Raw genomic sequence first — 21,916 nt, 5'->3', positions numbered from 1 at the left:
CTCGGCTGGGCGGTGCTCTGACGGCATGCCCCGACGCCGAGCCCGACGCCGAGCCCGACGCCGAGCCCGACGCCGGGACCGACGCCATGCTCTGGTCGAGGGCGCCCCGGCCTGGGCCGAGGCCTCATCGGCGGCGCGGCCCGGACCGCGGCCGTGACCGGCTACACTCGTCTTCCGGCACGGGGTGCCTGCGCGGCGAGCGGTCCGCAGGCTGAGAGCACACCCGTCGAACCTGCACCTGCCAGCACATGCGAAGGGATGCCAGCATCATGACGCCTGCCGCCGCGCCGACTCCACGGCACACCGGCCCCGCCCGCGAGATCCCCAATCTGCTGTCGGTGGCCGGGACCGACCCCACCGGGGGCGCCGGAATCCACGCAGACCTGAAGTCCTTCGCCGCCCACCGCACCTACGGGATGGCCGCGGTGACCGCCCTGGTCGCGCAGAACACCACCGGAGTGCGCGCGATCCACGTGCCCGACGCCGACTTCCTCGCCGCACAGCTGGCCTCGGTCACCGACGACGTCGCCGTCGACGGGGTCAAGATCGGCATGCTGGGCACCGTCGAGGTCATCGAGACCGTCGCCGCGTGGTGGGACGCCCAGTGGGACCGCCCGGCTGAGCGTCCGGTGCTGGTGGTGGACCCGGTCATGGTCGCCACCTCCGGGGACCGGCTGCTCGACGCCGAGGCCGAGTCCGCGCTCATCGCGTTCCTCTCCCGGGCGGACCTGATCACGCCGAACGTGCCCGAACTGGCCCTGCTGGCCGGCCAGGTGCCGGCCGGCGACGCCGAGACGCTGATCGTCCAGGCCCGATCCGTCGCCGACGACCACTCGGTGAAGGTGCTGGCCAAGGGCGGGCACCTGGCCGACGACGAGGTCGTCGACATCCTGGTCCACCCGGCCGTCGACGGCGTGCGGCCGCCGGAGCATCGCGCCGCGGGGCCGCGGGTGGAGACCACCAGCACCCATGGCACGGGGTGTTCGGTCTCCGCGGCGCTGGCCGCACTGCGCGCCCGCGGGCTGAGCTGGGAGGAAGCCGTCGACGAGGTCAAAACGTGGATGACCGAGGCGCTGCGTGGCGCGGAAGAGCTCGACGTCGGCGCGGGCCACGGTCCCATCCAGCACTTCGCCCGGCTCTGGAGCTGAGCCGTCCTTCCTGCCCAGCCCCGGTGATGACTCCGTGGAAAGTGTGGGAACACGCGCGTGTTCCCACACTTTCCACGGAGTCATCGTCTGGGGCCCGGTCGTGGCGGTCCGGTCCTCGCGATCAGTCGCCGGAGGACGAGGACGCCTGAGCGGCGATGTCCTCCCATCGCCAGGCCTGCGACGCCTCGGCCTCGGGGAACCACCGTCCGCTGTCCGGTCGGTCCTGGGCGTCCGGCGTCGGTCCGGTGGCGCCCTGCCCGGAGGTCGGCGCCTGCTCCTTCAGCGAGGTGACCCGGTCGCGGATCTCGGCCATCTGTCGGTCCAGGGCATCGGCCTTCTGCGCCGCATCGTGGAGCTCCTCGAGGATCTCGTCGGGGACCTCGCCGTCGTAGGTGTAGTAGATCTTGTGCTCCAGCGAGGCCCAGAAGTCCATCGCCACCGTGCGGATCTGCACCTCGACATAGACGAACTCGGTGCGGTTGGAGAGGAAGACCGGCACCTGCACGATCACATGCAGGCTCTTGTACCCGTTGGGCTTGGGCCGATGGATGTAGTCCTTGACCTCCACGACGCGCAGATCCGGCTGGGAGCAGAGCATCTCGGCGACCCAGTAGGCGTCGGAGACGAAGGAGCAGGTGATCCGGATGCCGGCGATGTCGCGGATCGCCCCGCGGATGCCCTCCAGCGTGGGCTCGCAGCCGTAGCGATCGACCTTCTCCAGGATCCGGTCCAGCGACTTCAGCCGATAGTTGACGTGCTCGATGGGGGAGTAGTCCCGCGTGTGCTCGAACTCCTCGCGCAGCACGTTGATCTTGGTCAGCACCTCGTCCATGCCGAACTTGTAGTGCAGCTGGAACTCGGTGAGCTGGCGACGGATGTCGATCATCCGCGGGACCGCGCCGGTGGATCCGTTCCTGCCGGCGTTGTCCTGCAGCTGATTGAACAGCTGCTGGTAGGGGTCGCGGCCGTCGTCGCGGCGCGCCAGCTGGGTGCCGGACTCCGCGTCGCCGTCGGCCCCGGATCCCGTCGGGGCCCCTGCGGAGGTCTCCGCGGGGTCCTGGGCGGCGCGACCGTCGCGCGCGGCGGGGGACTCGGTCTCCATCGACGGTCCAGAGGACATCTCAGCTCCTTCGGCTCTGACGAGGCGACGACGTCGGTCGGCCGTCCGACCGCGGCGGGGCCGCCCCTCGACGTCTTCGACGTCCGACTCTAGTGCCGCACCCTGGACGGTGTCTGCACGTCGGCACCACGTCCGATTCAGCTCAGCGCGAGATCATCTCGACGGCGGCGGTCGGGGAGGGGCGCCATGGGGCGTTCGGCGATCAGCCCGCCCCGGAGCCGGCCAGCAGATCGGCCGAGACCTGGTCGAGGACCAGATCGGTCACCAGTCCGGCGGCCAGCGCGGCGCGCAGCGCCGGCACCTTCTGCGGCCCGTTCACCACGCACACCCGCCGCGGCACCCCGCGCAGCGCATCGGGGCTCGGCCCCGAGCTGCGCCGGTTCAGCCCGATGTCCTCCCAGGAGCCGTCGGCGCGCAGATACACGGTGCACACATCGCCGACGGCCCGCTCGGCGGTGAGCGCATCGATGTCCTCGCGGCTGAGGTATCCGCCGGCATAGACCTGCGACGGCGCGCCCTGGCCGAAGGTGCCGACTCCGAAGACCGCCACCGTCGCCCGGTGATGCAGGTCCAGCACGCGCAGCGTGGAGCGCTCCCGCCAGAGCGCCTCCTTGGTCTCCTCGTAGTCGAAGAACGCCGGCACGGCGAAGACGTGGGCCCGCGCGTCGAAGGCCCGGGCGAAGTTCTCCACCACGCTCATCCCGGTGCCGAGCCCGACGCTGGTGCCCTCGGGCTGCGAGTTCACGGCTCCGTTGAGCTGGACGACCTCGACGTTGCGGACCGGGCGCCGCGGCAGACGCGTCACCACCGAAGTCATCGTCTGCCCCCAGGCGACGCCGATCACCGCGTCCGGACGGACCAGCGCGTCGATCACCTCGGCGGCCAGCACGGCGACCGTGTCGCGCCGCTGGGAGGGCTCGGCCTCGGGCGTCGAGGCGGCGACGTGGGCGGCGATCCCATGGCGTTCGCTGATCAGGTGCTCCAATGCGCTGGGGCGCTCGATGGGTGGATGCAGCGAGATCCGCACGATGCCCTGGTCGCGGGCCTCGGCGAGCAGCCGCGAGACCGTCGAGCGGGAGATGCCGAGCTCGCCGGCGATGGACTCCATCGTGCGGTTCTCGGCATAGTACATCTGTGCAGCGTGGTACTCCGCCTTCTCGCGGAAGGATGTGCGCATGACATCCAGTATCCCTCATCGAATGCACGTTCGTGCACAGATGTTGAGAATATGGGCTCCAGGGCGTGAGATGGGGATCACGTAACACAGGCGTCCCGCAGAAAGGCCGATGACGTGAAGGCTGAACCCCTGAACCCGGAGGCGCGCACCCGTGCCCTGGACGAGTTCGCAGGCACCATGGAGGGCGAACCCCTCGACGTGCTCGTGGTCGGAGGAGGGGTCGTGGGAGCGGCCGCCGCCTTCGACGCCGCCACCCGAGGCCTCCGCGTGGGGCTCGTCGAGGCCCAGGACCTGGGCCAGGGCACCTCCTCGCGCTCCTCCAAGCTGGTCCACGGCGGACTCCGCTACCTCCAGATGCTCGACTTCAAGCTCGTCGCCGAGGCCCTGCGCGAGCGCGACCTGCTGCTGAAGCGCACTGCGCCGCATCTGGTCCGCTCGCTGCCCTTCGTCTTCCCCTTCTCGACGCCGCTGGTCGACCGGGCCTTCATCGGCTCCGGCGTCTCGCTCTATGACGCGATGTCGCTGCGGCCGGGGGAGAAGCGCGCGGTGCCCTTCCACAAGCATCTCTCGCGGAGCCGGCTGCGCCGCCGCTTCGCCGGGCTGGACCATGACACGTTCGTCGGAGCTCTCGAGTACTTCGACGCACAGGTCGACGATGCTCGCCTGGTCATGACGCTGGCGCGCTCGGCGCAGGGCCTCGGCGCCGCGGTGGCCACGCGCACCGCCGTCGAGTCCTACATCCATGACGCCGACGCCGCAGTCGGCGCCGGCACCGGCGAGTCTCCGGTCGTCGGTGCGCGGCTGCGGGATCTGGAGACCGGGCGCCGTCTGGACGTCCGGGCGAAGGAGACGATCATCGCCGCCGGCGTGTGGACCGAGCAGCAGCAGGATGCCGCCGAGGCGGACGCCGGCCTGAAGGTCCTGGCGTCCAAGGGCATCCACATCACCGTGCCCAAGGACCGCATCGTCGCCGAGGACCACGTGGGCGTGATCAGCCAGACCGAGAAGTCGGTGCTCTTCCTCATCCCGCAGGAGGACTGCTGGGCGATCGGCACCACCGACACCGCCTGGCACGAGAACGTCGACGTGCCGGCCCCGAACAGCACCGACATCGACTACGTGCTCGAGCATGCCAACGCCATCCTGCAGACCGACCTGACCCGTGAGGACATCATCGGCACCTGGGCCGGGCTGCGCCCGCTGCTGCAGCCGGAGCAGAAGGGCGACGGCGGCGGCAGCGCCAAGGTCTCCCGCGAGCACACCGTGAAGCGCATCGCGCCGGGGTTGACCGCCGTCGCCGGCGGCAAGCTGACCACCTACCGGGTGATGGCCGAGGATGCGGTCGACTTCGCCGCCCAGGATCGGTTCTCCCACCGGGAGAGCCTGACCGAGGTCATGCCGCTGCTCGGCGGCCAGGGATATGGCGAGTGGGCCGGGCGCGCCGAGGAGATCGCCGCCGAGCGAGGACTGGACGTCGAGCGCGTCCGCCGGCTGCTGCGCCGCTACGGCAGTCTGCTGGGCGACGTGCTGGCCCCGGCCGAGGAGCAGTCCGACCTCCTGGAGCCGCTGGAGCACGCCCCCGGCTACCTGCGGGCCGAGATCCGCTATGCCGCCGAGCAGGAGGGTGCGGTGCACCTGGAGGACCTGCTCGAGCGCCGCACCCGCATCGTCCACGAGGTCCGCGACCGCGGACTGGGCGCCATGGATGAGGTGATCGCCCTCGTCGCCGGCCCGCTGGGCTGGGACGAGGAGCGTCAGGAGCATGAGCGTCGCTCCTGGACCAGCCGCGTGGAGGCCCTCCTCGCCGCCGAGAAGTCCGGCAGCGATGCGGAGGCCGCCGCCCTGCTGGCCGACACGATTCCGGCCACGCAGACCGCATGGGGCTCCTGGGGAGCCGCCGAATCGACCGGACGGGCCGACTGACCCCTCAGTCCCGGGAGTCCGCGTCCGGCCCGGAGGGGTCGGACGCGGACCAGGCCGACATACCACGAGACGAAGGAGTCTGACCTGTGGGAACCATCTTCCTCTTCGAGATCATGGGCACCGCGACGCTCATCCTGCTGGGCGCCGGAGTGGTGGCCAATGTGGTGCTGTCAGGCACCAAGGGCAACGGCGGCGGCTGGCTGCTGATCAACTTCGGCTGGGGGCTCGGCGTCTTCTGCGGCGTCTACGTCGCCTATGCCACCGGGGCGCACATCAATCCGGCGGTGACCGTGGGCCTGCTGGCCTCCGGTGCGGAGGAGTACGCCCCTGGCATCGCGGTGAACCTGCCCAACACCCTGGCCTACTTCGCCGCCGAGCTGATCGGCGCCTTCCTCGGCGCCGTCGCCGCCTGGCTGGCCTATAAGAAGCACTACGACGACGAGACCGACCCGGCGGCGATCCTGGGCACCTTCTCCACCGGCCCGGAGAAGCGCTCTCTCGGCTGGAACACCGTCACCGAGGTGATCGGCACCTACGTGCTGGTCCTGCTGGTGCTGATGCTGGGCGAGACGCCCGCGGAGCTGGGACCGCTGGCCGTGGCCCTGGTCGTCCTCGCCATCGGCGCCTCGCTGGGCGGGCCGACCGGCTACGCGATCAACCCGGCCCGCGACCTCGGGCCGCGCATCGCCCACGCGATCCTGCCCATCCGGCACAAGGGCTCCAGCGACTGGTCCTACGCCTGGGTCCCGATCGCCGGACCGGTCATCGGCGCGATCCTCGCCGGAGCCTCCGTGCAGGTCTTCCCGCTGCTCGGCGCCGGCGCCGCCTGAGACCGTCCGGCCGCCGCGAGCTCGACGGGCGGCCGGACATGACCGTCCACGACGCACATCACCATCTTCACCACCACCGACACGTCCGTGATCAGGAAGGAAGTCACCGATGACGACCCCGACAGGCACGAACCCCGAGAACGGCTCCTACGTCATGGCCATCGACCAGGGCACCACCTCGACCCGCGCAGTGGTCATCGACCACTCCGGGCGCCCGCTCGGCAGCGGCCAGAAGGAGCATGAGCAGATCCTTCCGCGCGCCGGCTGGGTCGAGCACGACGCCAAGGAGATCTGGCGCAACACCCGCGAGGTGGTCGGTCTGGCTCTCGCCGACGCCAACATCAACCGGCACAGCCTCGCCGCCGTGGGCATCACCAACCAGCGCGAGACCACAGTGGTCTGGGACCGGCACACCGGCGAGCCGATCCACAACGCGGTGGTCTGGCAGGACACCCGCACCCAGGAGATCTGCGACCGGCTGGCCGGCGACGAGGGCGCCGAGAAGTACAAGGACCGCACCGGGCTGCCGCTGGCCACCTACTTCGCGGGCCCGAAGGTCCGCTGGATCCTCGACGCCGTCGACGGCGCCCAGGAGCGCGCCGAGGCCGGCGACCTGCTCTTCGGCACGATGGACACCTGGCTGGTGTGGAACATGACCGGCGGGCCCGACGGCGGCCGGCACGTCACCGACGTCACCAACGCCTCGCGCACGCTGCTGATGAACATCGACACGCTGGACTGGAACGCCGAGATCTGCGCGGACATGGACATCCCGACGTCGATGCTGCCGGAGATCCGGTCCTCCTCCGAGGTCTACGGCCACGGCCACAAGCAGGGGCTGCTGATCGACACCCCGATCACCGGCATCCTCGGCGACCAGCAGGCGGCGACCTTCGGGCAGGCCTGCTTCACCCCGGGCCAGGGCAAGAACACCTACGGCACCGGAAACTTCATGCTGATGAACACCGGCACCGAGGCGGTCCGCTCCGACAACGGGCTGCTGACCACAGTGGCCTACAAGATCGGCGAGCAGGACACCGTCTACGCTCTCGAGGGCGCCGTGGCGGTCACCGGCTCGCTGATCCAGTGGCTGCGCGACAACCTGGGGCTGATCGCCGACGCCGCGGAGTCGGAGACCAAGGCGAAGAAGGTCGAGGACAACGGCGGCGCCTATGTGGTGCCGGCCTTCTCCGGGCTCTTCGCGCCCTACTGGAAGCATGAGGCCCGGGGCGTGCTGGTGGGGCTGACCCGCTACATCAACCAGAACCACATCTGCCGCGCGGCGCTGGAGTCGGTGGCCTTCCAGTCGGCCGAGGTCGTCGAGGCGATGAACGACGACTCCGGCAAGGACCTCACCGAGCTGAAGGTCGACGGCGGCATGGTCGTCAACGAGACGCTGATGCAGTTCCAGGCCGACCTCCTCGGAGTGGACGTCGTCCGCCCGCAGGTGATCGAGACCACGGCGATGGGCGCGGCCTACGCCGCGGGCCTGGCCGTGGGCTTCTGGGCGAGCACCGACGACGTCGTCGCCAACTGGGCCGAGGACAAGCGCTGGAGCCCGCAGATCGACCGCGAGGCCGCCGCGCGGAAGCTGCGGCTCTGGAAGAAGGCCGTGACCCGGTCCTTCGACTGGGTCGACGAGGACGTCACGGCCGAAGCCGGCTCCTGACGCTCCGGCATCATCGTCTGCGCCCGGGCGACACGAGCTTCGGGCGGCACGGGGCCCCGGCGGATCTGCTCCGCCGGGGCCCGGCGCGTCCCGGGCGCCGTGCGGCGAGGCTCGCCCATGTCGTCGGCCGGATGGGCGCATGACGTCGGCGGCGTCACATGGCCGGGGATGCTCACCGGCGATGCGGTAAAAGTCATATCATTACTCCGGGCGGTTCACCGTCGGCGTCTGCGATCCGGTCCTCCGGATCGCGGCGGCACCGGCCGCGGCCGCCCGCAGCCCGACGGCGTGCTCAGCCCGGCCCATCGGGCCGCCGACCTGCGGCGGTCCGTCGGCACGTCGTCATGCCGGACGACGGAAGGCGAGAGATGATCATCCTGGCCCTGGAGGCGAGCACGACCTCCGCGAAGACGATGCTCTTCGACACCGAGACCCAGGAGGTGTCGGTGCGCACCCGCCGCTTCGTGATCGGCGGAGAGGACGCCTCCATCCGCGACGCGGAGAGCATCTTCACCCAGCTGGTCCAGCTCGGCGCCGAGGCGGCCGCGGGGCGGCGCATCGATCGGGTCGCGCTCTCCGGAACCTGGCACGGGATGACGCTGCGCGAGCCGGATCTGAGCCCGATCACCGGCGTGCAGGAATGGCCCTACACCGGGGCCCAGGACCTCTGTGCCCAGCTGCGCGTCGACGAAGACTTCACCCGCTGGTTCTACGAGCGCACCGGCTGCATGGTCAACGCCATCTATCCGGCCTTCAAACTGATGCTGCTGCGCAGCCAGGGGATGGACGTGTCCGGCCGACTGGCCATGGATCAGAACAGCTACACCTTCGCCCGGCTGACCGGTCGCCGGTGGACCTCCCGGGCCCAGGCCTCCGGCACCGGCCTGCTCGCCACCGCCCACGACGACTGGGACGCCGAGGTCATCGCTCGGCTCGGCCTCGACGGCGTCGCGCTGCCCGAGCTCGTCGACGCCGACGTCTCCGCCGCGCTGACCCCCGAGGCCGCCAGCCTGCTCGGCGTCGCCGCGGGCACGCCGGTGCAGATCCCCGGCCCCGACGGCGCGCTGAACCAGGTGGGCAGCGATGCCACCGCCGCCGGGGACATGACCTTCTCGATGGGCACCTCCGGCGCGCTGCGGCTGGCCGGCGCCGAACCGGCCCTCTCGCCGCGGATGAGCACCTGGGCCTACCGCTCGACCACCGGATGGCTCTCCGGCGCGGCGGCCTCGGGCTGCACCAACTGCGTCGACTGGGCCAAGGATCAGCTCTTCGGCGGAGGCATGACCTTCGAGGCGCTGGAGCCCAAGCTGAGCGCGGTCGAGCGGGACATGCCGCTGTTCATGCCCTTCCTCTTCGGGGAGCGCTGCCCGGGCTGGCAGGATCAGCGCCGCGGCGGCTTCCTCGAGCTGCACCCGCGGCACGGCCGGATGGACATGTACCAGGCGGTGCTGCACGGCGTCGTCTACTCGCTCTACCACTGCTATCGCGAGCTGGTGGCGCTCAACGGCGAGCCCCGCCGGATCATCCTCTCCGGCGGAGTCCTCTCCTCGCCCTTCTGGACGCAGCTGACCGCCGACGTCTTCGGACGCGAGATGGAGCTCTCCTCGCTGCAGCACAGTTCGATCGCCGGGGCGGTGAAGACCGCGCTGCGCGCCGCGGGGCTCAGCCCGCGCCAGCCGGCGCTGACCGAGACCGACCGGGAGGTCGTCACCCCCGACCCGCGGCGCACCGCTCACCATGCCGGCGAGTTCGAGCGGTACCTGGAGGCCTATGCCCGCACCATGCCTGGCCAGAACGTCCGCGGCCGGTCCTGACCGCCCGCAGGAGGAGGATCCGATGTCCGACGCGCCCGCCGAGGAGGAGCCCGCAGCGGCTCCTCGCGTGCTGATCACACCCACCTCGCTGTGCCGGGACCCCGACGGCGCGCCGCTGCGCCGGCTGCGTGCCGCCGGCGTCGAGCCCGTGCTGAACCCGCACGGCCGGCCGCTGGGCGCCGAGGAGCTCGTCGAGCTGCTCAGCTCCATGACGCCGTCGACGCCGTCGGCACCGTCGTCTCGCGACGGCGGGGGAGTGCGCGGCCTCCTCGCCGGCCTCGACGACGTCACCGCCGAGGTCCTCGACGCCGCGCCCGAGCTGCAGGTGGTGGCCCGCTACGGCGTGGGCACCGACCGCGTCGACCTCGAGGCCGCTCGACGGCGCGGCGTCCGGGTGACCAACGCTCCGGGGTCCAACGCCCAGGCGGTGGCCGAGCTCGCCGTCGGGCTGATGTTCGCCGTCGCCCGGGAGATCCCGCGGCTCGACGCCGGAGTGCGGGCGGGAGGCTGGCCGCGCGGAGCGGGGCTCGAGCTCTCCGGCCGGACGCTGGGGCTGGTGGGCTTCGGGGCGATCGGCCGACGGGTGGCCGCCGCGGCCGCCGGGCTGGGCATGGAGGTGCTGGCCCACGATCCCGGACGGTCCGACGCAGAGATCGCCGCCGACGGGGCCGACCCCGTCGGGCTGGACGAGCTCTGCCGCCGCAGCGGCGTGGTCAGCCTCCACGTCCCGCTGCTGGACTCCACCCGGCACCTGCTCGACGCGCGTCGGCTGGCGATGCTCTCCCACGACGCGATCGTGATCAACACCGCCCGCGGGGGACTGCTGGACGAACAGGCCGCGCGCGAGGCGCTCGACGCCGGCACGCTGCACGGCGTGGGGCTGGACGCCTATGCCGTCGAGCCGCCGACGGATTCGGTGCTGGTCGGCCACGAACGCACGGTGACCACGCCGCACGCCGGGGCGCACACCGCCGAGGCGGTGGAGCGGATGGGCGCGATGGCCGTGGAGAATCTGCTCGCCGAGCTCGCCGGCCGGCCCGGCCCCCACCGCGTGGTCTGAGGCGCCGGCGTCCGGTCTCTCGCGGTCACTCCGGGACGCTGCGCACCTCGTCGAGGATGGCCTCGACGTAGCCGCGCACATGGTGCTCGGCCGCCTCCGCATCCCCGCGCACGATGGCCGCGGCGGCCTCGACGTGGTTGTGCAGCGCCTGGTGGACCGGATCGGCCGGCGTGAGGCCCGCCGTGTGCCGGCCGGTGATGACCTCGGCGATGGGGCTCTGGATCGCGGTGAGCATCAGGTTCCCGCCGGCCCGGAGGAGCACGTCGTGGAAGGCGATGTCGGCGGCGAGGTACTCCTGGGAGTCGCCGCGGCGCTCGGCGCCGAGGCGGCGCAGCTCGTCGGCCAGCCGTCCGATCTCCGCGCGCTGGTCCTCCGAGGCGCGCAGCGCGGCCAGCCGGGCGGCGATCGGCTCGACGGCCAGGCGCAGCTCGGTCAGCGCGACGATCTGCCGGGCCCGGGCCGAGCTGGACAGCCTCCAGCGGATGAGCTCGGGATCGAGCATGCTCCACCGGCTCATCGGGCTGACCGTGATCCCGACCCGCCGCTTGGAGCTCAGCATCGCTTTGGCCTCGAGGACGCGGACCGCCTCGCGCACCACGGTCCGAGAGACGCCGTACTCGGCCTCGAGATCGGCCAGCGTCAGCACTGTGCCGGGGGCCAGCTCCCCGCCGGCGATGCGCCGACCGAGATGATCGAGGACGGAATCATGCGAGGCCTGGACCACGGGACCTTCTTCCTGTGCGGCGGACGGGGCAGGATGTGCGGCATGCGTCACCCCGGCGGCGGATCGTGTCGCCGGGATGGTGCGAGCCGCATCACGTGCGAACCTCCACCCTAGACGGCTCGAGGCGCTGGCGCCACGACAGATATGACGTGTTCTTGCCAATGGTGTGATCTATATGGCAAGCTCTCCGGGTCATGCGGTGTGAGGGAGCACACGCTCGCCGCACACCGGCCTGCAGATCATCGACGGAGATATCCATGGACGACTGGACACAGACTCTGGGCACCGGACCGCTGCTCGGCATCGCCGCCGCCGCGGTCGCGGTGATCCTCATCCTCATCATCCGATTCCGGGTGCACGCCTTCATCACTCTCGTAGTGGTCTCGGCGCTGACCGCGATCGCCGCCGGCGTGCCGATCTCGGCGGTCTACGACACGATGTCCGAAGGCTTCGGCTCGACGCTGGCCTCAGTGGCGATCCTGGTCGCGCTCGGCGCGATGCTCGGGCGACTCATCGAACATTCCGGCGGGGCGAAGGCCCTCGCCGACCGGATGGTCGACACCTTCGGCGAGAAGAGGGCTCCGTTCGCCCTCGGCGTCTCGGCGCTGATCCTCGGCTTCCCGATGTTCTTCGACGCGGGGCTGGTCATGATGCTGCCGATCGTCTTCGCCGTCGCCCGCCGACTCTCCAGCCGGTCGGTGCTGCTCTACGCCATCCCGACCGCCGCGGCATTCTCGGTGATGCACGTCTTCCTGCCCCCGCACCCCGGACCGGTCAGCGCGACCGAGTTCTACGAGGCCAACCTCGGGCTGGTGCTGCTGGTCGGCCTCGTCATCGCCTTCCCGCTCTGGTACGTCGCCGGCGCCGTCTGGGGCCGGGTGGCCGCCGCCCGCACCCCGCTGCCGGTGCCGACGCTCTTCGGAGCCGTCGACGACGACCAGCCGACGAACCCGCCGCGGGTCGGCACGGTGATCTCGCTGCTGCTGCTGCCGATGCTGCTGATCCTGATGAACACCGGGCTCAACGCTCTGGGCTCGGTGGGCGCCGTCGACTCCGGCGCGACCTGGGTCGCCGCCCTCTCCTTCCTGGGGACCTCGGCGATGGCGCTGCTGATCACCGTGATCGTGGCGACCTTCGTGCTCGGCCACCGCCGCGGCGAGGACGGCTCGGCGCTGGAGAAGCTGCTGGACTCCTCGCTGGGTCCGATCTGCTCGGTGGTGCTCATCACCGGCGCCGGCGGCATGTTCGGCGGCGTGCTGCAGGCCTCGGGCATCGGCGCCGCGCTGGAGGACTCGCTGTCCGACGTCGGCCTGCCGGTGTTCATCGCCGCCTACCTGATCGCGGTCATCCTGCGGCTGGCGCAGGGCTCGGCCACGGTCGCGCTGGTCACCGCCGCGGGACTGGTCTCGCCGGCCGTCCTCGAGGGCGACTTCAACGCCCTGCAGGTCGCCTGCATCGTGCTGGTCACCGCGGCCGGATCGGTCTTCGCCGGCCACGTCAACGACTCCGGCTTCTGGCTCGTCGGCCGACTGCTGGACATGGACGTGAAGACCACGCTGAAGACCTGGACCGTCCAGCAGGCGCTGCAGTCAGTCATCGCCTTCGTGCTGGTCGGCGTCATCTACCTGGCCGCATCGGCCGTCTGAGGAGGAGCGCATGACACCTGACCATCACCACTCGGAGTCCGCTCCTGTCGCCGCGGACCGCACGGAGGCCCAGACCGTCGAGGAGCTCACCGCCGAGGACCCGACGCGGCTGTTCTCAGTCGCCGGGAAGCTCGCCCTGGTCACCGGATCCTCCCGCGGGCTGGGCCGCTCGCTGGCCCTGACGCTGGCACGGGCCGGCGCGCAGGTGGTCCTGCACGGCCGCGACGCCGAGGCTCTGGACGAGGTGCGGTCGCGCGTCGTCGCCGCCGGAGGCGCCGAGCCGCTGGTCGTCAGCTTCGACGTGACCGACGCCGCGGCCTCCCGGGCGGCGCTCGACGCGCTGGTCGCCGAACACGGGGCCCCTGACATCCTGGTGAACAACGCCGGCCTGCAGCGGCGGGCGCCGATCCAGGAGTTCAGCACCGAGGACTGGGACGCGGTGGTCGCGTCCAACCTGGACAGCGTCTTCCACGTCTCGCGTCCGCTGCTGCCGGCGATGATCGCCCGCGGCTCGGGGCGGATCGTGAACATCGCCTCGGTGCAGTCGCAGCTGGCCCGCGGCACGATCGCCCCGTACTCGGCCACGAAGGGGGCGGTCGTGCAGCTGACCAAGGGCATGGCCGCGGACCTGACCGCCCACGGCATCCAGGTCAACGCCCTGTCCCCGGGCTACTTCGCCACCGAGATGAACCGCGCCCTCGTCGAGGACGAGCAGTTCACCTCCTGGCTGACCGCACGGACCCCGGCCGGGCGCTGGGGCTCCTTCGCCGAGCTGGACGGGGCGCTGCTGTTCCTGTGCTCGCCGGCGTCGAGCTTCGTCTCGGGGCAGAATCTGGTCGTCGACGGCGGCATGACCGCCGTCGTCTGATCGAGGACCGCCTGCGGCCTCGCCGCGGGCAGGAAGGAGGATCCGCATGGACGCCGAGACGAGGACGACGAGGACGGTCGACGGCGGCGACGGCGGTGGAGCCGCCGGCGCCACGATGCGGGCGCTGTTCATCGACGCCGCCGAGACCGCGGCGATCCGCGAGGTTCCCGTGCCGGAGCCTGGAGCCGACCAGGTGCGGCTGCGAGTGCGCCATGTGGGGATCTGCGGATCCGACCTGCACTACTACGCCGACGGCGCCAACGGCGCCTTCGCCGTGCGCGAGCCGCTGATCCCCGGGCATGAGCTCTCCGCGACGGTCGACCATGACCCGGCCGGCCGCTGGGAGCCCGGCGCTCCGGTGACGGTGCACCCGGCGCGCTTCGGCGAGGCGGACGCGCGGTTCGCCGAGGCGCCGAACCTCTTCGCCGGCGGATCCTATCTGGGCAGCGCCTCGACCTGGCCGCACACGCAGGGCGCGCTGAGCGAGCTGCTCGTCGTCGGGGCGGACATGCTGCGGGCGCTGCCCGAGGGGCTCTCGCCGCGCACCGCGGTGCTGGCCGAGCCCCTGGGCGTCGCGCTGCACGCGCTCACCCAGGCCCGATCGGTCGGGGCCGAGTTCGACGGTGCGCGGGTGCTGGTCGCCGGCGCCGGGCCCATCGGGCTGCTGGCGGTCGCCGCCGCGTGCGACGCCGGCGCCGTCGTCGATGCCTGCGACGTCCGCGACGGTCCGCTGCGGCGCGCCCGTTCCCAGGGGGCCGAGCGGGTGCTGCGCGCCGATCGCGAGGCGCCCGAGGCCGGCGCCTACGACGTGGTGCTGGAGTGCTCGGCGGCGCCGTCGTCGATCGGGTCGGCGCTGCAGGCGGTGCGTCCGGCCGGCGTCGTCGTCCAGGTGGGCATGGTCCCGCCGGAACGGCAGTCGATCGCGCTGGCGCCGCTGATCGCCCGGGAGGTCCGGCTGGTCGGGGCCTTCCGCTTCGTCGACGAGATCGACGACGCCGTCGAGCTGCTCGCCCGACGGCCGGAGATCGGCGAGGTGATCACCCACGAATTCCCGCCGGAGCGCCCGGAGGAGCTCTTCGCCGCAGCCGCCGACTCCGAGGCCTCCGGCAAGGTCATCGCCTCCTGGAGCTGAGCAGCGCCGTCGGGAGGCCCCGGACGGGTGCACTGACTCATCGCGGGCCGGTCGCAGCACGAGATGCTGCGGCCGGCCCGCAGTGCGTCGTCCAGATATGCGACCGCGAGGGGCGACGCGCGAGACGACACGCCGGTCCACGTTGTTCCCCCGATCACCTGGGGCGGGGGAGAACGCCGCGTCCACAGGTGTGGACCACAGGTGGTCGCCCCGACTGTTTCCGCACCAGGACGCCGATCGCTCTCTCCACAGCGGCTGTGCACCGAGCGGTGGAGGAACTACACGGGTGTGAGTACAGCATCTAGTGGTCGTTTCCCAACGCCGCCCCTAGATGTAGTATTGAGGCAGTGCTCCGGCACGAATGACCACAGACGACTCCGCAGCCGTCGGAAGACCAGAGACAGGAGAGCCTCAATGTCCGTCACCGTCTACACCAAGCCGGCCTGCGTCCAGTGCAACGCCACCTACCGCGCCCTGGACAAGAACGGCGTGGAGTACACCAGCGTCGACGTCTCGCAGGATGCCGAGGCCCTCGAGCACGTCCGCGCGCTGGGCTACATGCAGGCCCCCGTCGTCGTCACCGAGGACGACCACTGGTCGGGCTTCCGCCCGGACAAGATCTCGGGACTGGCCTCGGCGCAGAGCGCCGCCTCCTCAGTCGCCTGAGCCTCGAGGCCGGCGAGACCCGCCGGGCGGCGAGCCGCGTTCCGGCCCCGCCCGTCGGCCACGGGCGGGGGAGCGGCGGCTCCGGCCCTGACGACGCAGCCCCAGCACCCCGCACCACCCCTCGAGAAGGACCCCCGTCGGCGATGATGAAGACCTCGGCCCGGCTGATCTACTTCTCCTCCGCGTCGAACAACACGCATCGTTTCGTGGAGAAGCTCGGGCAGCCCGCGGGCACCACGGCGCGGCTGCCGCTGCGCACCAAGGACGAGACGCTGCAGGCCACCGAGCCGTTCGTGCTCGTCCTGCCGACCTACGGGGCGGCCGGAGGACGCGGCTCGGTGCCGAAGCAGGTCATCAAGTTCCTCAACGTGGAGTCCAACCGGAATCTGCTGCGCGGAGTCATCGGCGCGGGCAACACGAATTTCCACGACAGCTACTGCATCGCCGGCGACATCGTCGCCGCCAAATGCGGAGTGCCGCATCTGTACAGGTTCGAACTGATGGGCACCGACGAGGACGTCTCGACGGTGCACGAAGGATTGGAAGAGTTTTGGACACAGCAGTCAAGCCGCTGATCGAGAGCGACGCGGAGCAGGCCTCGCCCCAGGAGCCGCTGGCCAAGGAGGTGCCGCCGCAGTGGCAGGGCTTGAGCTATCACGAGCTCAACGCCATGCTGAACCTCTACAGCGACGACGGCCGGATCCAGTTCGAGGCCGACCAGCTGGCCGCGCGCCAGTACTTCCTCGACCACGTGAACACCAACACGGTGTTCTTCCACGATCTGGAGGAGAAGCTCGACCACCTGGTCGAGAACGACTACTACGAGGTCGAGACGCTCGACGCCTACGACCGCGAGTTCGTCAAGCGCCTCTTCCAGCGTGCCTACGCGAAGAAGTTCCGCTTCCCGACCTTCCTCGGGGCCTTCAAGTTCTACACCTCCTACGCGCTGAAGACCTTCGACGGCCAGCGCTACCTGGAGCGCTACGAGGACCGGGTCACCATGGTCGCGCTGCACCTGGCCCGCGGCGACGAGGACGTCGCGGTGCGCATCGTCGACGAGATCATGGCCGGACGCTTCCAGCCGGCGACGCCGACCTTCCTGAACTCCGGGAAGAAGCAGCGCGGCGAGCTGGTCTCCTGCTTCCTGCTGCGCGTCGAGGACAACATGGAGTCGATCGCCCGCGGCATCAACTCCGCGCTGCAGCTGTCCAAGCGCGGCGGCGGCGTCGCGCTGTCGCTGACCAACATCCGCGAGCACGGCGCGCCGATCAAGCAGATCCAGGACCAGTCCTCGGGCGTCATCCCGGTGATGAAGCTGCTGGAGGACTCCTTCTCCTACGCCAATCAGCTGGGCGCCCGCCAGGGCGCCGGGGCGGTGTACCTCAACGCCCATCACCCCGACATCCACCGCTTCCTGGACACCAAGCGGGAGAACGCCGACGAGAAGATCCGCATCAAGACCCTCTCGCTGGGCGTGGTGGTCCCGGACATCACCTTCGAGCTGGCCAAGCGGAACGAGGACATGTACCTGTTCTCGCCGTACGACGTCGAGCGCGTCTACGGCAAGGAGTTCACCGAGATCTCGGTGACCGAGAAGTACTACGAGATGGTCGACGACGCCCGGATCCGGAAGTCGAAGATCAACGCGCGCGAGTTCTTCCAGACGCTGGCCGAGATCCAGTTCGAGTCCGGCTACCCGTACGTGATGTTCGAGGACACCGTGAATCGGGCCAACCCGATCGACGGCCGGGTGACGATGTCGAACCTGTGCTCGGAGATCCTGCAGGTCTCGGAGCCCTCGCGGTACACCGACGACCTCGGCTACGAGGTCATCGGCAAGGACATCTCCTGCAACCTCGGCTCGCTGAACATCGCCAAGACGATGGACTCACCGGACTTCGGGCAGACCATCGAGACGGCGATCCGCTCGCTGACGGCGGTCTCGGACATGTCCGACATCAACTCGGTGCCCTCGATCGCCGACGGCAACCGGCGGTCGCACGCCATCGGCCTGGGGCAGATGAACCTGCACGGCTACCTGGCGCGCGAGCGGGTGTTCTACGGCTCCGAGGAGGGCCTGGACTTCACCAACATCTACTTCTACACGGTGCTGTTCCACGCGCTGCGGGCCTCGAACGTCCTGGCCCGGGAGAAGGGAGAGGTCTTCGACGGCTTCGAGCGGTCGGCCTACGCCTCGGGCGAGTTCTTCGACAAGTACACCGAGCAGGTGTGGGAGCCGAAGACCGAGACGGTCCGCAGGCTCTTCGACCACATCGACATCCCGACCCAGGAGGACTGGCGCGAGCTGAAGGCCTCGGTCATGGAGCACGGGATCTACAACCAGAACCTGCAGGCCGTGCCGCCGACGGGCTCGATCTCCTACATCAACAACTCGACCTCCTCGATCCACCCGGTCGCCTCGCCGATCGAGATCCGCAAGGAGGGCAAGCTGGGGCGGGTGTACTACCCGGCGCCGTACCTGACCAACGACAACCTGGAGTACTACCAGGACGCGTACGAGATCGGGTACGAGAAGATCATCGACACCTACGCCGAGGCCACGCAGCACGTGGACCAGGGGCTGTCGCTGACGCTGTTCTTCAAGGACACCGCGTCCACGCGCGACATCAACAAGGCGCAGATCTACGCGTGGAAGAAGGGCATCAAGACCCTCTACTACATCCGGCTGCGCCAGCTGGCCCTGGAGGGCACCGAGGTCGAGGGCTGCGTCTCCTGCGCCCTGTGACCGGCTGACCCTCCGATCTCCCGACTGCCCGCACGGCCACGCACGAACTGCTTGAAAAGGAACGGCATCATGACCACTTCCCCCGAGGCGACGCACTCGTCCTCGCTGCTCGACCACGTCGAGGCCATCAACTGGAACCGGCTCGAGGACGAGAAGGACGGCGAGGTCTGGGACCGGCTGACCGGCAACTTCTGGCTGCCGGAGAAGATCCCGCTGTCCAACGACATCCAGTCCTGGAACACGCTGACCGCCGAGGAGAAGACCCTGACGATGCGGGTCTTCACCGGTCTGACCCTGCTGGACACCATCCAGGGCACCGTCGGCGCCGTCGCGCTGATCCCGCATGCGCTGACCCAGCACGAGGAGGCGGTCTACACCAACATCGCTTTCATGGAGTCGGTGCACGCGAAGTCCTACTCCTCGATCTTCTCCACGCTGTGCTCCACCAAGGAGATCGACGACGCCTTCCGCTGGTCCAAGGAGAACGCGAACCTGCAGCGCAAGGCGCAGATCGTCATGGACTACTACCACGGCGCCGACGGGCTGAAGAAGCGGGTGGCCTCCACCATCCTGGAGTCCTTCCTCTTCTACTCCGGCTTCTACCTGCCGATGCACTGGTCGGCCCACGCGAAGCTGACCAACACCGCCGACGTCATCCGACTGATCATCCGCGACGAGGCCGTGCACGGCTACTACATCGGCTACAAGTACCAGCGCGCGCTGGAGAACGAGACCGAGGAGCGTCGTCAGGAGCTCAAGGACTACACCTACGACCTGCTCATGGAGCTCTACGAGAACGAGGTGCAGTACACCGCCGACCTCTACGACGGCGTGGGCATGACCGAGGACGTCAAGAAGTTCCTCCACTACAACGCCAACAAGGCGCTGATGAACCTCGGCTACGAGCCGATGTTCCCCAAGGAGGTCACCGACGTGAACCCGGCCATCCTCTCGGCGCTGAGCCCCAACGCCGACGAGAACCACGACTTCTTCTCCGGCTCGGGATCCTCCTACGTCATCGGCAAGGCTGTCGAGACCGAGGACGAGGACTGGGACTTCTAGAATCGTAGAAGTCTTGGTTTCTCCGAAAGTCCGATCGCGGGGTGCGAATCTGCCGATTGATCAGGTTCGCACCCCAAGGTCGATGTAGGCTTTGCGACCGCTTCTCCGTAGCGGGCCATGAGAACTTAATATTGGCAGCAATCGTTGGTTGAGGTGCCCGGGCGGGACTGGGTTCGAATCCCACGTCTTGGCAGGAATCGTAGCGACTGTGGCTATTGTTGCTCTCGCGGCTGTTCGCTTCTTATCAGATATCCAAGCTGACAAGAAAGCGAGGCCACAGATGGATGCTTCGAACAGATCAAGACAACACCGCAGCACGACCCCCAGTGCCCCACGAGAATTCTGGCAATACTTGCTGGAGACTATTTGGGCGACGGCCGCGGGAGCTTTGGTTAGCTTGCCCGGTTCCTGGATCAACGAACGTTTGGCTGGGACGCCTCTCTTTCCCATCGCGCGAGCCGGCAACGAGCGGCCTGACAGGAGGTTCTTCGGTTCTACTGATCCATGACCCGATGTTGTCCAGGTTGCTTGCTATTGAGATCAATTTGCTCGAGCGTTTCCGGCGGCGTCCGGTATGGACTGGTATGTCTGAGCTGAGGAGGACGATCGATGGTTGAGTCGACGACAACGGCAGGGGCCGAGACGCCGCCGATGCCGGAACTCGCCGAGGGGACGTTCCGCTATCGCCCGCTCGGCGAGGGCCGGTACCACTCGACGGTGCACGCTCAGGGCGCCTGGAACCCGCATGAGCAGCACATGGCTCCGGTCACCGGACTGCTCATCCATGCGCTGGAGCAGTTCCAGCCGCGGGACGACCTGCGCCTGGCGCGCGTCAGCTTCGACATCCACGGGATCATCCACGCCGGCGAGTTCGAGGTCCTCACCCGGATGATCCGTCCGGGCCGGACCATCGAGCTCGTCGAGGCCGAGCTGGTCGCGGGCGGGCGCACCGCCGTCGTCGCCCGGGGCTGGCGGATGCTCACGACCGACTCGAGCGTCGTCGCCGGCGTCGAGGATGAGCCGCTGGATCCGCCGGCGGCCCTGGAGCCGTTCGCGGGCCTGCAGGTCTGGCCCGGCGGATTCATCCAGTCGCTGGAGATCCGCACGCCGACCCGTCGTCGACCCGGGCGGGGCGCCGCCTGGCTGCGCAGCGAGATCCCCCTGCTCGAGGACGCCGAAGTCTCGCCGCTGGCGCATCTGGCCTCCATGGCCGACACCGCCAACGGCATCGTGCCCCGGGTGGAACCGGGCCCGGGGTCCTGGGCGTACCCGAACCTGGACCTGCAGCTGCACCTGCATCGCGCTCCAGCCGGGGAATGGCTCGGCGTCGACGTCCGGCAGACCTTCGGAGCCGACGGCGTCGGGCTGACCAGCACGGTGCTGCATGACGAGCACGGACCCTTCGGCCGCTGCGAGCAGATCCTCACATTGCGGGCCCCGCGCGGCGCGGCATGAGCGCGCCCGCCGTCGCCGCGGGGGAGCGGACGCGGCTGCTGCTCCACCGGCCGTCGTCCTCGCTGGGCGCGGCCGGGGATCTCGATGCGGCCATCTCCTGGCTGCAAGGTACCCGGAGCGGCGCCACGCCGCCGATGCTGCGCATCTACCGCCCCCGGCCCACAGTGGCCTTCGGCCAGCGTGACCGGCGGCTTCCCGGCCATGATGCGGCCGCCGCGGCCTGCCGCCGTCTGGGGTTCGAGCCGCTGGTGCGTCGCGCCGGGGGACGGGCGGCGGCCTATCACCCCGGCTGTCTGGTGGTCGACCACATCGAACCGGACGCCGATCCCGTCGTGGAGTCCAGGACGCGCTTCTCCCGCTTCGGCGAGCTGCTCACCGAGGCGCTGCTCCGTTGCGGCGTCGACGCGCGCTCCGGTGAGATCCCCGACGAGTACTGCCCCGGAGAGCATTCGGTGCACGGCGTCGCCGGCGATCGGCGGGTCAAGCTGGTCGGCACCGCCCAGCGGGTCATCGGCACCGGCTGGCTGTTCTCCTCGGTGATCCTCGTCGAAGAGGGAGCCGCGATCCGTCGGGTGCTCACCGAGGCCTACGAGGCCCTCGGCCTGGACTGGGACCCGCTGACTGCCGGGGCGGCCGAAGACGTGCGCCCCGGGCTGGATGTCGACGCCGTCGAGGAGCAGCTGCTGGCGGTCTACCGCGAGCAGCACGAGCTCGTCGAGGGCCCGCCTCCGCCGCTGGACTGAACCGGGCCGAGCCGCGCCCGTCGCAACGGGTCTCGTCCGGCCCGGAAACAGCTCTGGACAGTTCGGCTCAGGAGACCTGCTCACGCCATTCGTCGAGTTTGGGCTTCTCGTCGTTGATCCGGGTGGTCGGCCC

18 protein-coding genes and 1 riboswitch are annotated in these 21,916 nt (G+C 70.0%); of the genes, 15 read left to right on the top strand and 3 right to left on the bottom strand.

The genetic code is table 11. The annotated features are described in order from the left end of the window. Positions 1–170 precede the first annotated feature (170 nt). Positions 171–276, top strand: a riboswitch (TPP riboswitch). After that, positions 270–1,148 carry a bifunctional hydroxymethylpyrimidine kinase/phosphomethylpyrimidine kinase gene (gene thiD, locus GU5_RS0101995; RefSeq protein WP_010523907.1) on the top strand — a complete coding sequence of 293 codons (879 nt, stop codon included), beginning with the start codon at positions 270–272 and terminating at the stop codon, positions 1,146–1,148. Its footprint overlaps the riboswitch before it by 7 nt. 121 nt (positions 1,149–1,269) lie before the next feature. On the opposite strand, the gene GU5_RS16175 is transcribed toward thiD, so the two are convergent. Then, positions 1,270–2,268: a GTP pyrophosphokinase family protein gene (locus GU5_RS16175; RefSeq protein ID WP_010523906.1), complete on the bottom strand. Its 999-nt coding sequence runs from the start codon at positions 2,266–2,268 to the stop codon at positions 1,270–1,272. A 202-nt stretch (positions 2,269–2,470) separates the two neighbouring features. Then, on the bottom strand, positions 2,471–3,445 hold the full coding sequence (locus GU5_RS0101985) for a sugar-binding transcriptional regulator (protein WP_010523905.1): 975 nt from the start codon (positions 3,443–3,445) through the stop codon (positions 2,471–2,473). A gap of 114 nt (positions 3,446–3,559) precedes the next feature. On the opposite strand from GU5_RS0101985, the gene GU5_RS0101980 reads away from it, so the two are divergent. The 5 genes from GU5_RS0101980 to GU5_RS0101955 all read left to right on the top strand — a co-directional run bounded on the left by GU5_RS0101980 (position 3,560) and on the right by GU5_RS0101955 (position 10,741). Next, entirely contained in the window at positions 3,560–5,368 is a 1,809-nt protein-coding gene (locus tag GU5_RS0101980) for a glycerol-3-phosphate dehydrogenase/oxidase (protein ID WP_010523904.1), read from the top strand. A gap of 86 nt (positions 5,369–5,454) precedes the next feature. After that, positions 5,455–6,198, top strand: coding sequence for an MIP/aquaporin family protein (locus GU5_RS0101975; protein WP_010523903.1), 744 nt, complete (start codon positions 5,455–5,457; stop codon positions 6,196–6,198). A 109-nt stretch (positions 6,199–6,307) separates the two neighbouring features. Then, complete coding sequence (gene glpK, locus GU5_RS0101970; RefSeq protein WP_010523902.1) at positions 6,308–7,867, top strand: glycerol kinase GlpK; 1,560 nt, start codon at positions 6,308–6,310, stop codon at positions 7,865–7,867. 368 nt (positions 7,868–8,235) lie between these two features. Beyond that, positions 8,236–9,681: a gluconokinase gene (locus GU5_RS0101960; protein WP_010523901.1), complete on the top strand. Its 1,446-nt coding sequence runs from the start codon at positions 8,236–8,238 to the stop codon at positions 9,679–9,681. A 22-nt stretch (positions 9,682–9,703) separates the two neighbouring features. Next, positions 9,704–10,741, top strand: a complete 1,038-nt coding sequence (locus GU5_RS0101955) for a phosphoglycerate dehydrogenase (protein ID WP_010523900.1) — start codon at positions 9,704–9,706, stop codon at positions 10,739–10,741. A 25-nt stretch (positions 10,742–10,766) separates the two neighbouring features. Here GU5_RS0101955 and GU5_RS0101950 read toward each other — a convergent pair whose 3' ends face one another. Then, positions 10,767–11,465, bottom strand: coding sequence for a FadR/GntR family transcriptional regulator (locus GU5_RS0101950; RefSeq protein ID WP_010523899.1), 699 nt, complete (start codon positions 11,463–11,465; stop codon positions 10,767–10,769). Between the two features lie 257 nt (positions 11,466–11,722). Here GU5_RS0101950 and GU5_RS0101945 point away from each other — a divergent pair, with 257 nt between their 5' ends. The 9 genes from GU5_RS0101945 (at position 11,723) to GU5_RS0101905 (ending at position 21,783) form a co-directional block, all read left to right on the top strand. Then, the gene (locus GU5_RS0101945; protein ID WP_010523898.1) at positions 11,723–13,111 is read left to right on the top strand and encodes a GntP family permease; all 1,389 of its coding nucleotides are present in this window, start codon (positions 11,723–11,725) and stop codon (positions 13,109–13,111) included. A 10-nt stretch (positions 13,112–13,121) separates the two neighbouring features. Continuing rightward, positions 13,122–13,979 carry a glucose 1-dehydrogenase gene (locus GU5_RS0101940; RefSeq protein WP_010523897.1) on the top strand — a complete coding sequence of 286 codons (858 nt, stop codon included), beginning with the start codon at positions 13,122–13,124 and terminating at the stop codon, positions 13,977–13,979. Between the two features lie 46 nt (positions 13,980–14,025). Continuing rightward, positions 14,026–15,111, top strand: coding sequence for a zinc-binding dehydrogenase (locus tag GU5_RS0101935; RefSeq protein WP_010523896.1), 1,086 nt, complete (start codon positions 14,026–14,028; stop codon positions 15,109–15,111). Positions 15,112–15,525: 414 nt separating this feature from the next. Next, positions 15,526–15,777, top strand: a complete 252-nt coding sequence (nrdH, locus tag GU5_RS0101930) for a glutaredoxin-like protein NrdH (protein ID WP_010523895.1) — start codon at positions 15,526–15,528, stop codon at positions 15,775–15,777. 143 nt (positions 15,778–15,920) lie between these two features. After that, positions 15,921–16,352, top strand: a complete 432-nt coding sequence (gene nrdI / locus GU5_RS13530; RefSeq protein WP_010523894.1) for a class Ib ribonucleoside-diphosphate reductase assembly flavoprotein NrdI — start codon at positions 15,921–15,923, stop codon at positions 16,350–16,352. Between the two features lie 38 nt (positions 16,353–16,390). Beyond that, positions 16,391–18,523 carry a class 1b ribonucleoside-diphosphate reductase subunit alpha gene (gene nrdE / locus GU5_RS0101920; RefSeq protein ID WP_083830270.1) on the top strand — a complete coding sequence of 711 codons (2,133 nt, stop codon included), beginning with the start codon at positions 16,391–16,393 and terminating at the stop codon, positions 18,521–18,523. A 69-nt stretch (positions 18,524–18,592) separates the two neighbouring features. After that, complete coding sequence (nrdF, locus tag GU5_RS0101915; protein ID WP_010523892.1) at positions 18,593–19,585, top strand: class 1b ribonucleoside-diphosphate reductase subunit beta; 993 nt, start codon at positions 18,593–18,595, stop codon at positions 19,583–19,585. 609 nt (positions 19,586–20,194) lie between these two features. Continuing rightward, entirely contained in the window at positions 20,195–21,040 is an 846-nt protein-coding gene (locus GU5_RS0101910) for a thioesterase family protein (RefSeq protein ID WP_237704648.1), read from the top strand. Next, positions 21,037–21,783: a lipoate--protein ligase family protein gene (locus tag GU5_RS0101905; protein ID WP_010523890.1), complete on the top strand. Its 747-nt coding sequence runs from the start codon at positions 21,037–21,039 to the stop codon at positions 21,781–21,783. Before GU5_RS0101910 ends, GU5_RS0101905 begins: the two co-directional genes overlap by 4 nt. Positions 21,784–21,916: the final 133 nt, after the last annotated feature.

This window comes from Nesterenkonia sp. F, assembly GCF_000220985.1.
Lineage (GTDB): Bacteria > Actinomycetota > Actinomycetes > Actinomycetales > Micrococcaceae > Nesterenkonia.
Note: the sequence above shows the minus strand (reverse complement) of the source record. Positions and strands in the feature narration are given on the sequence as shown.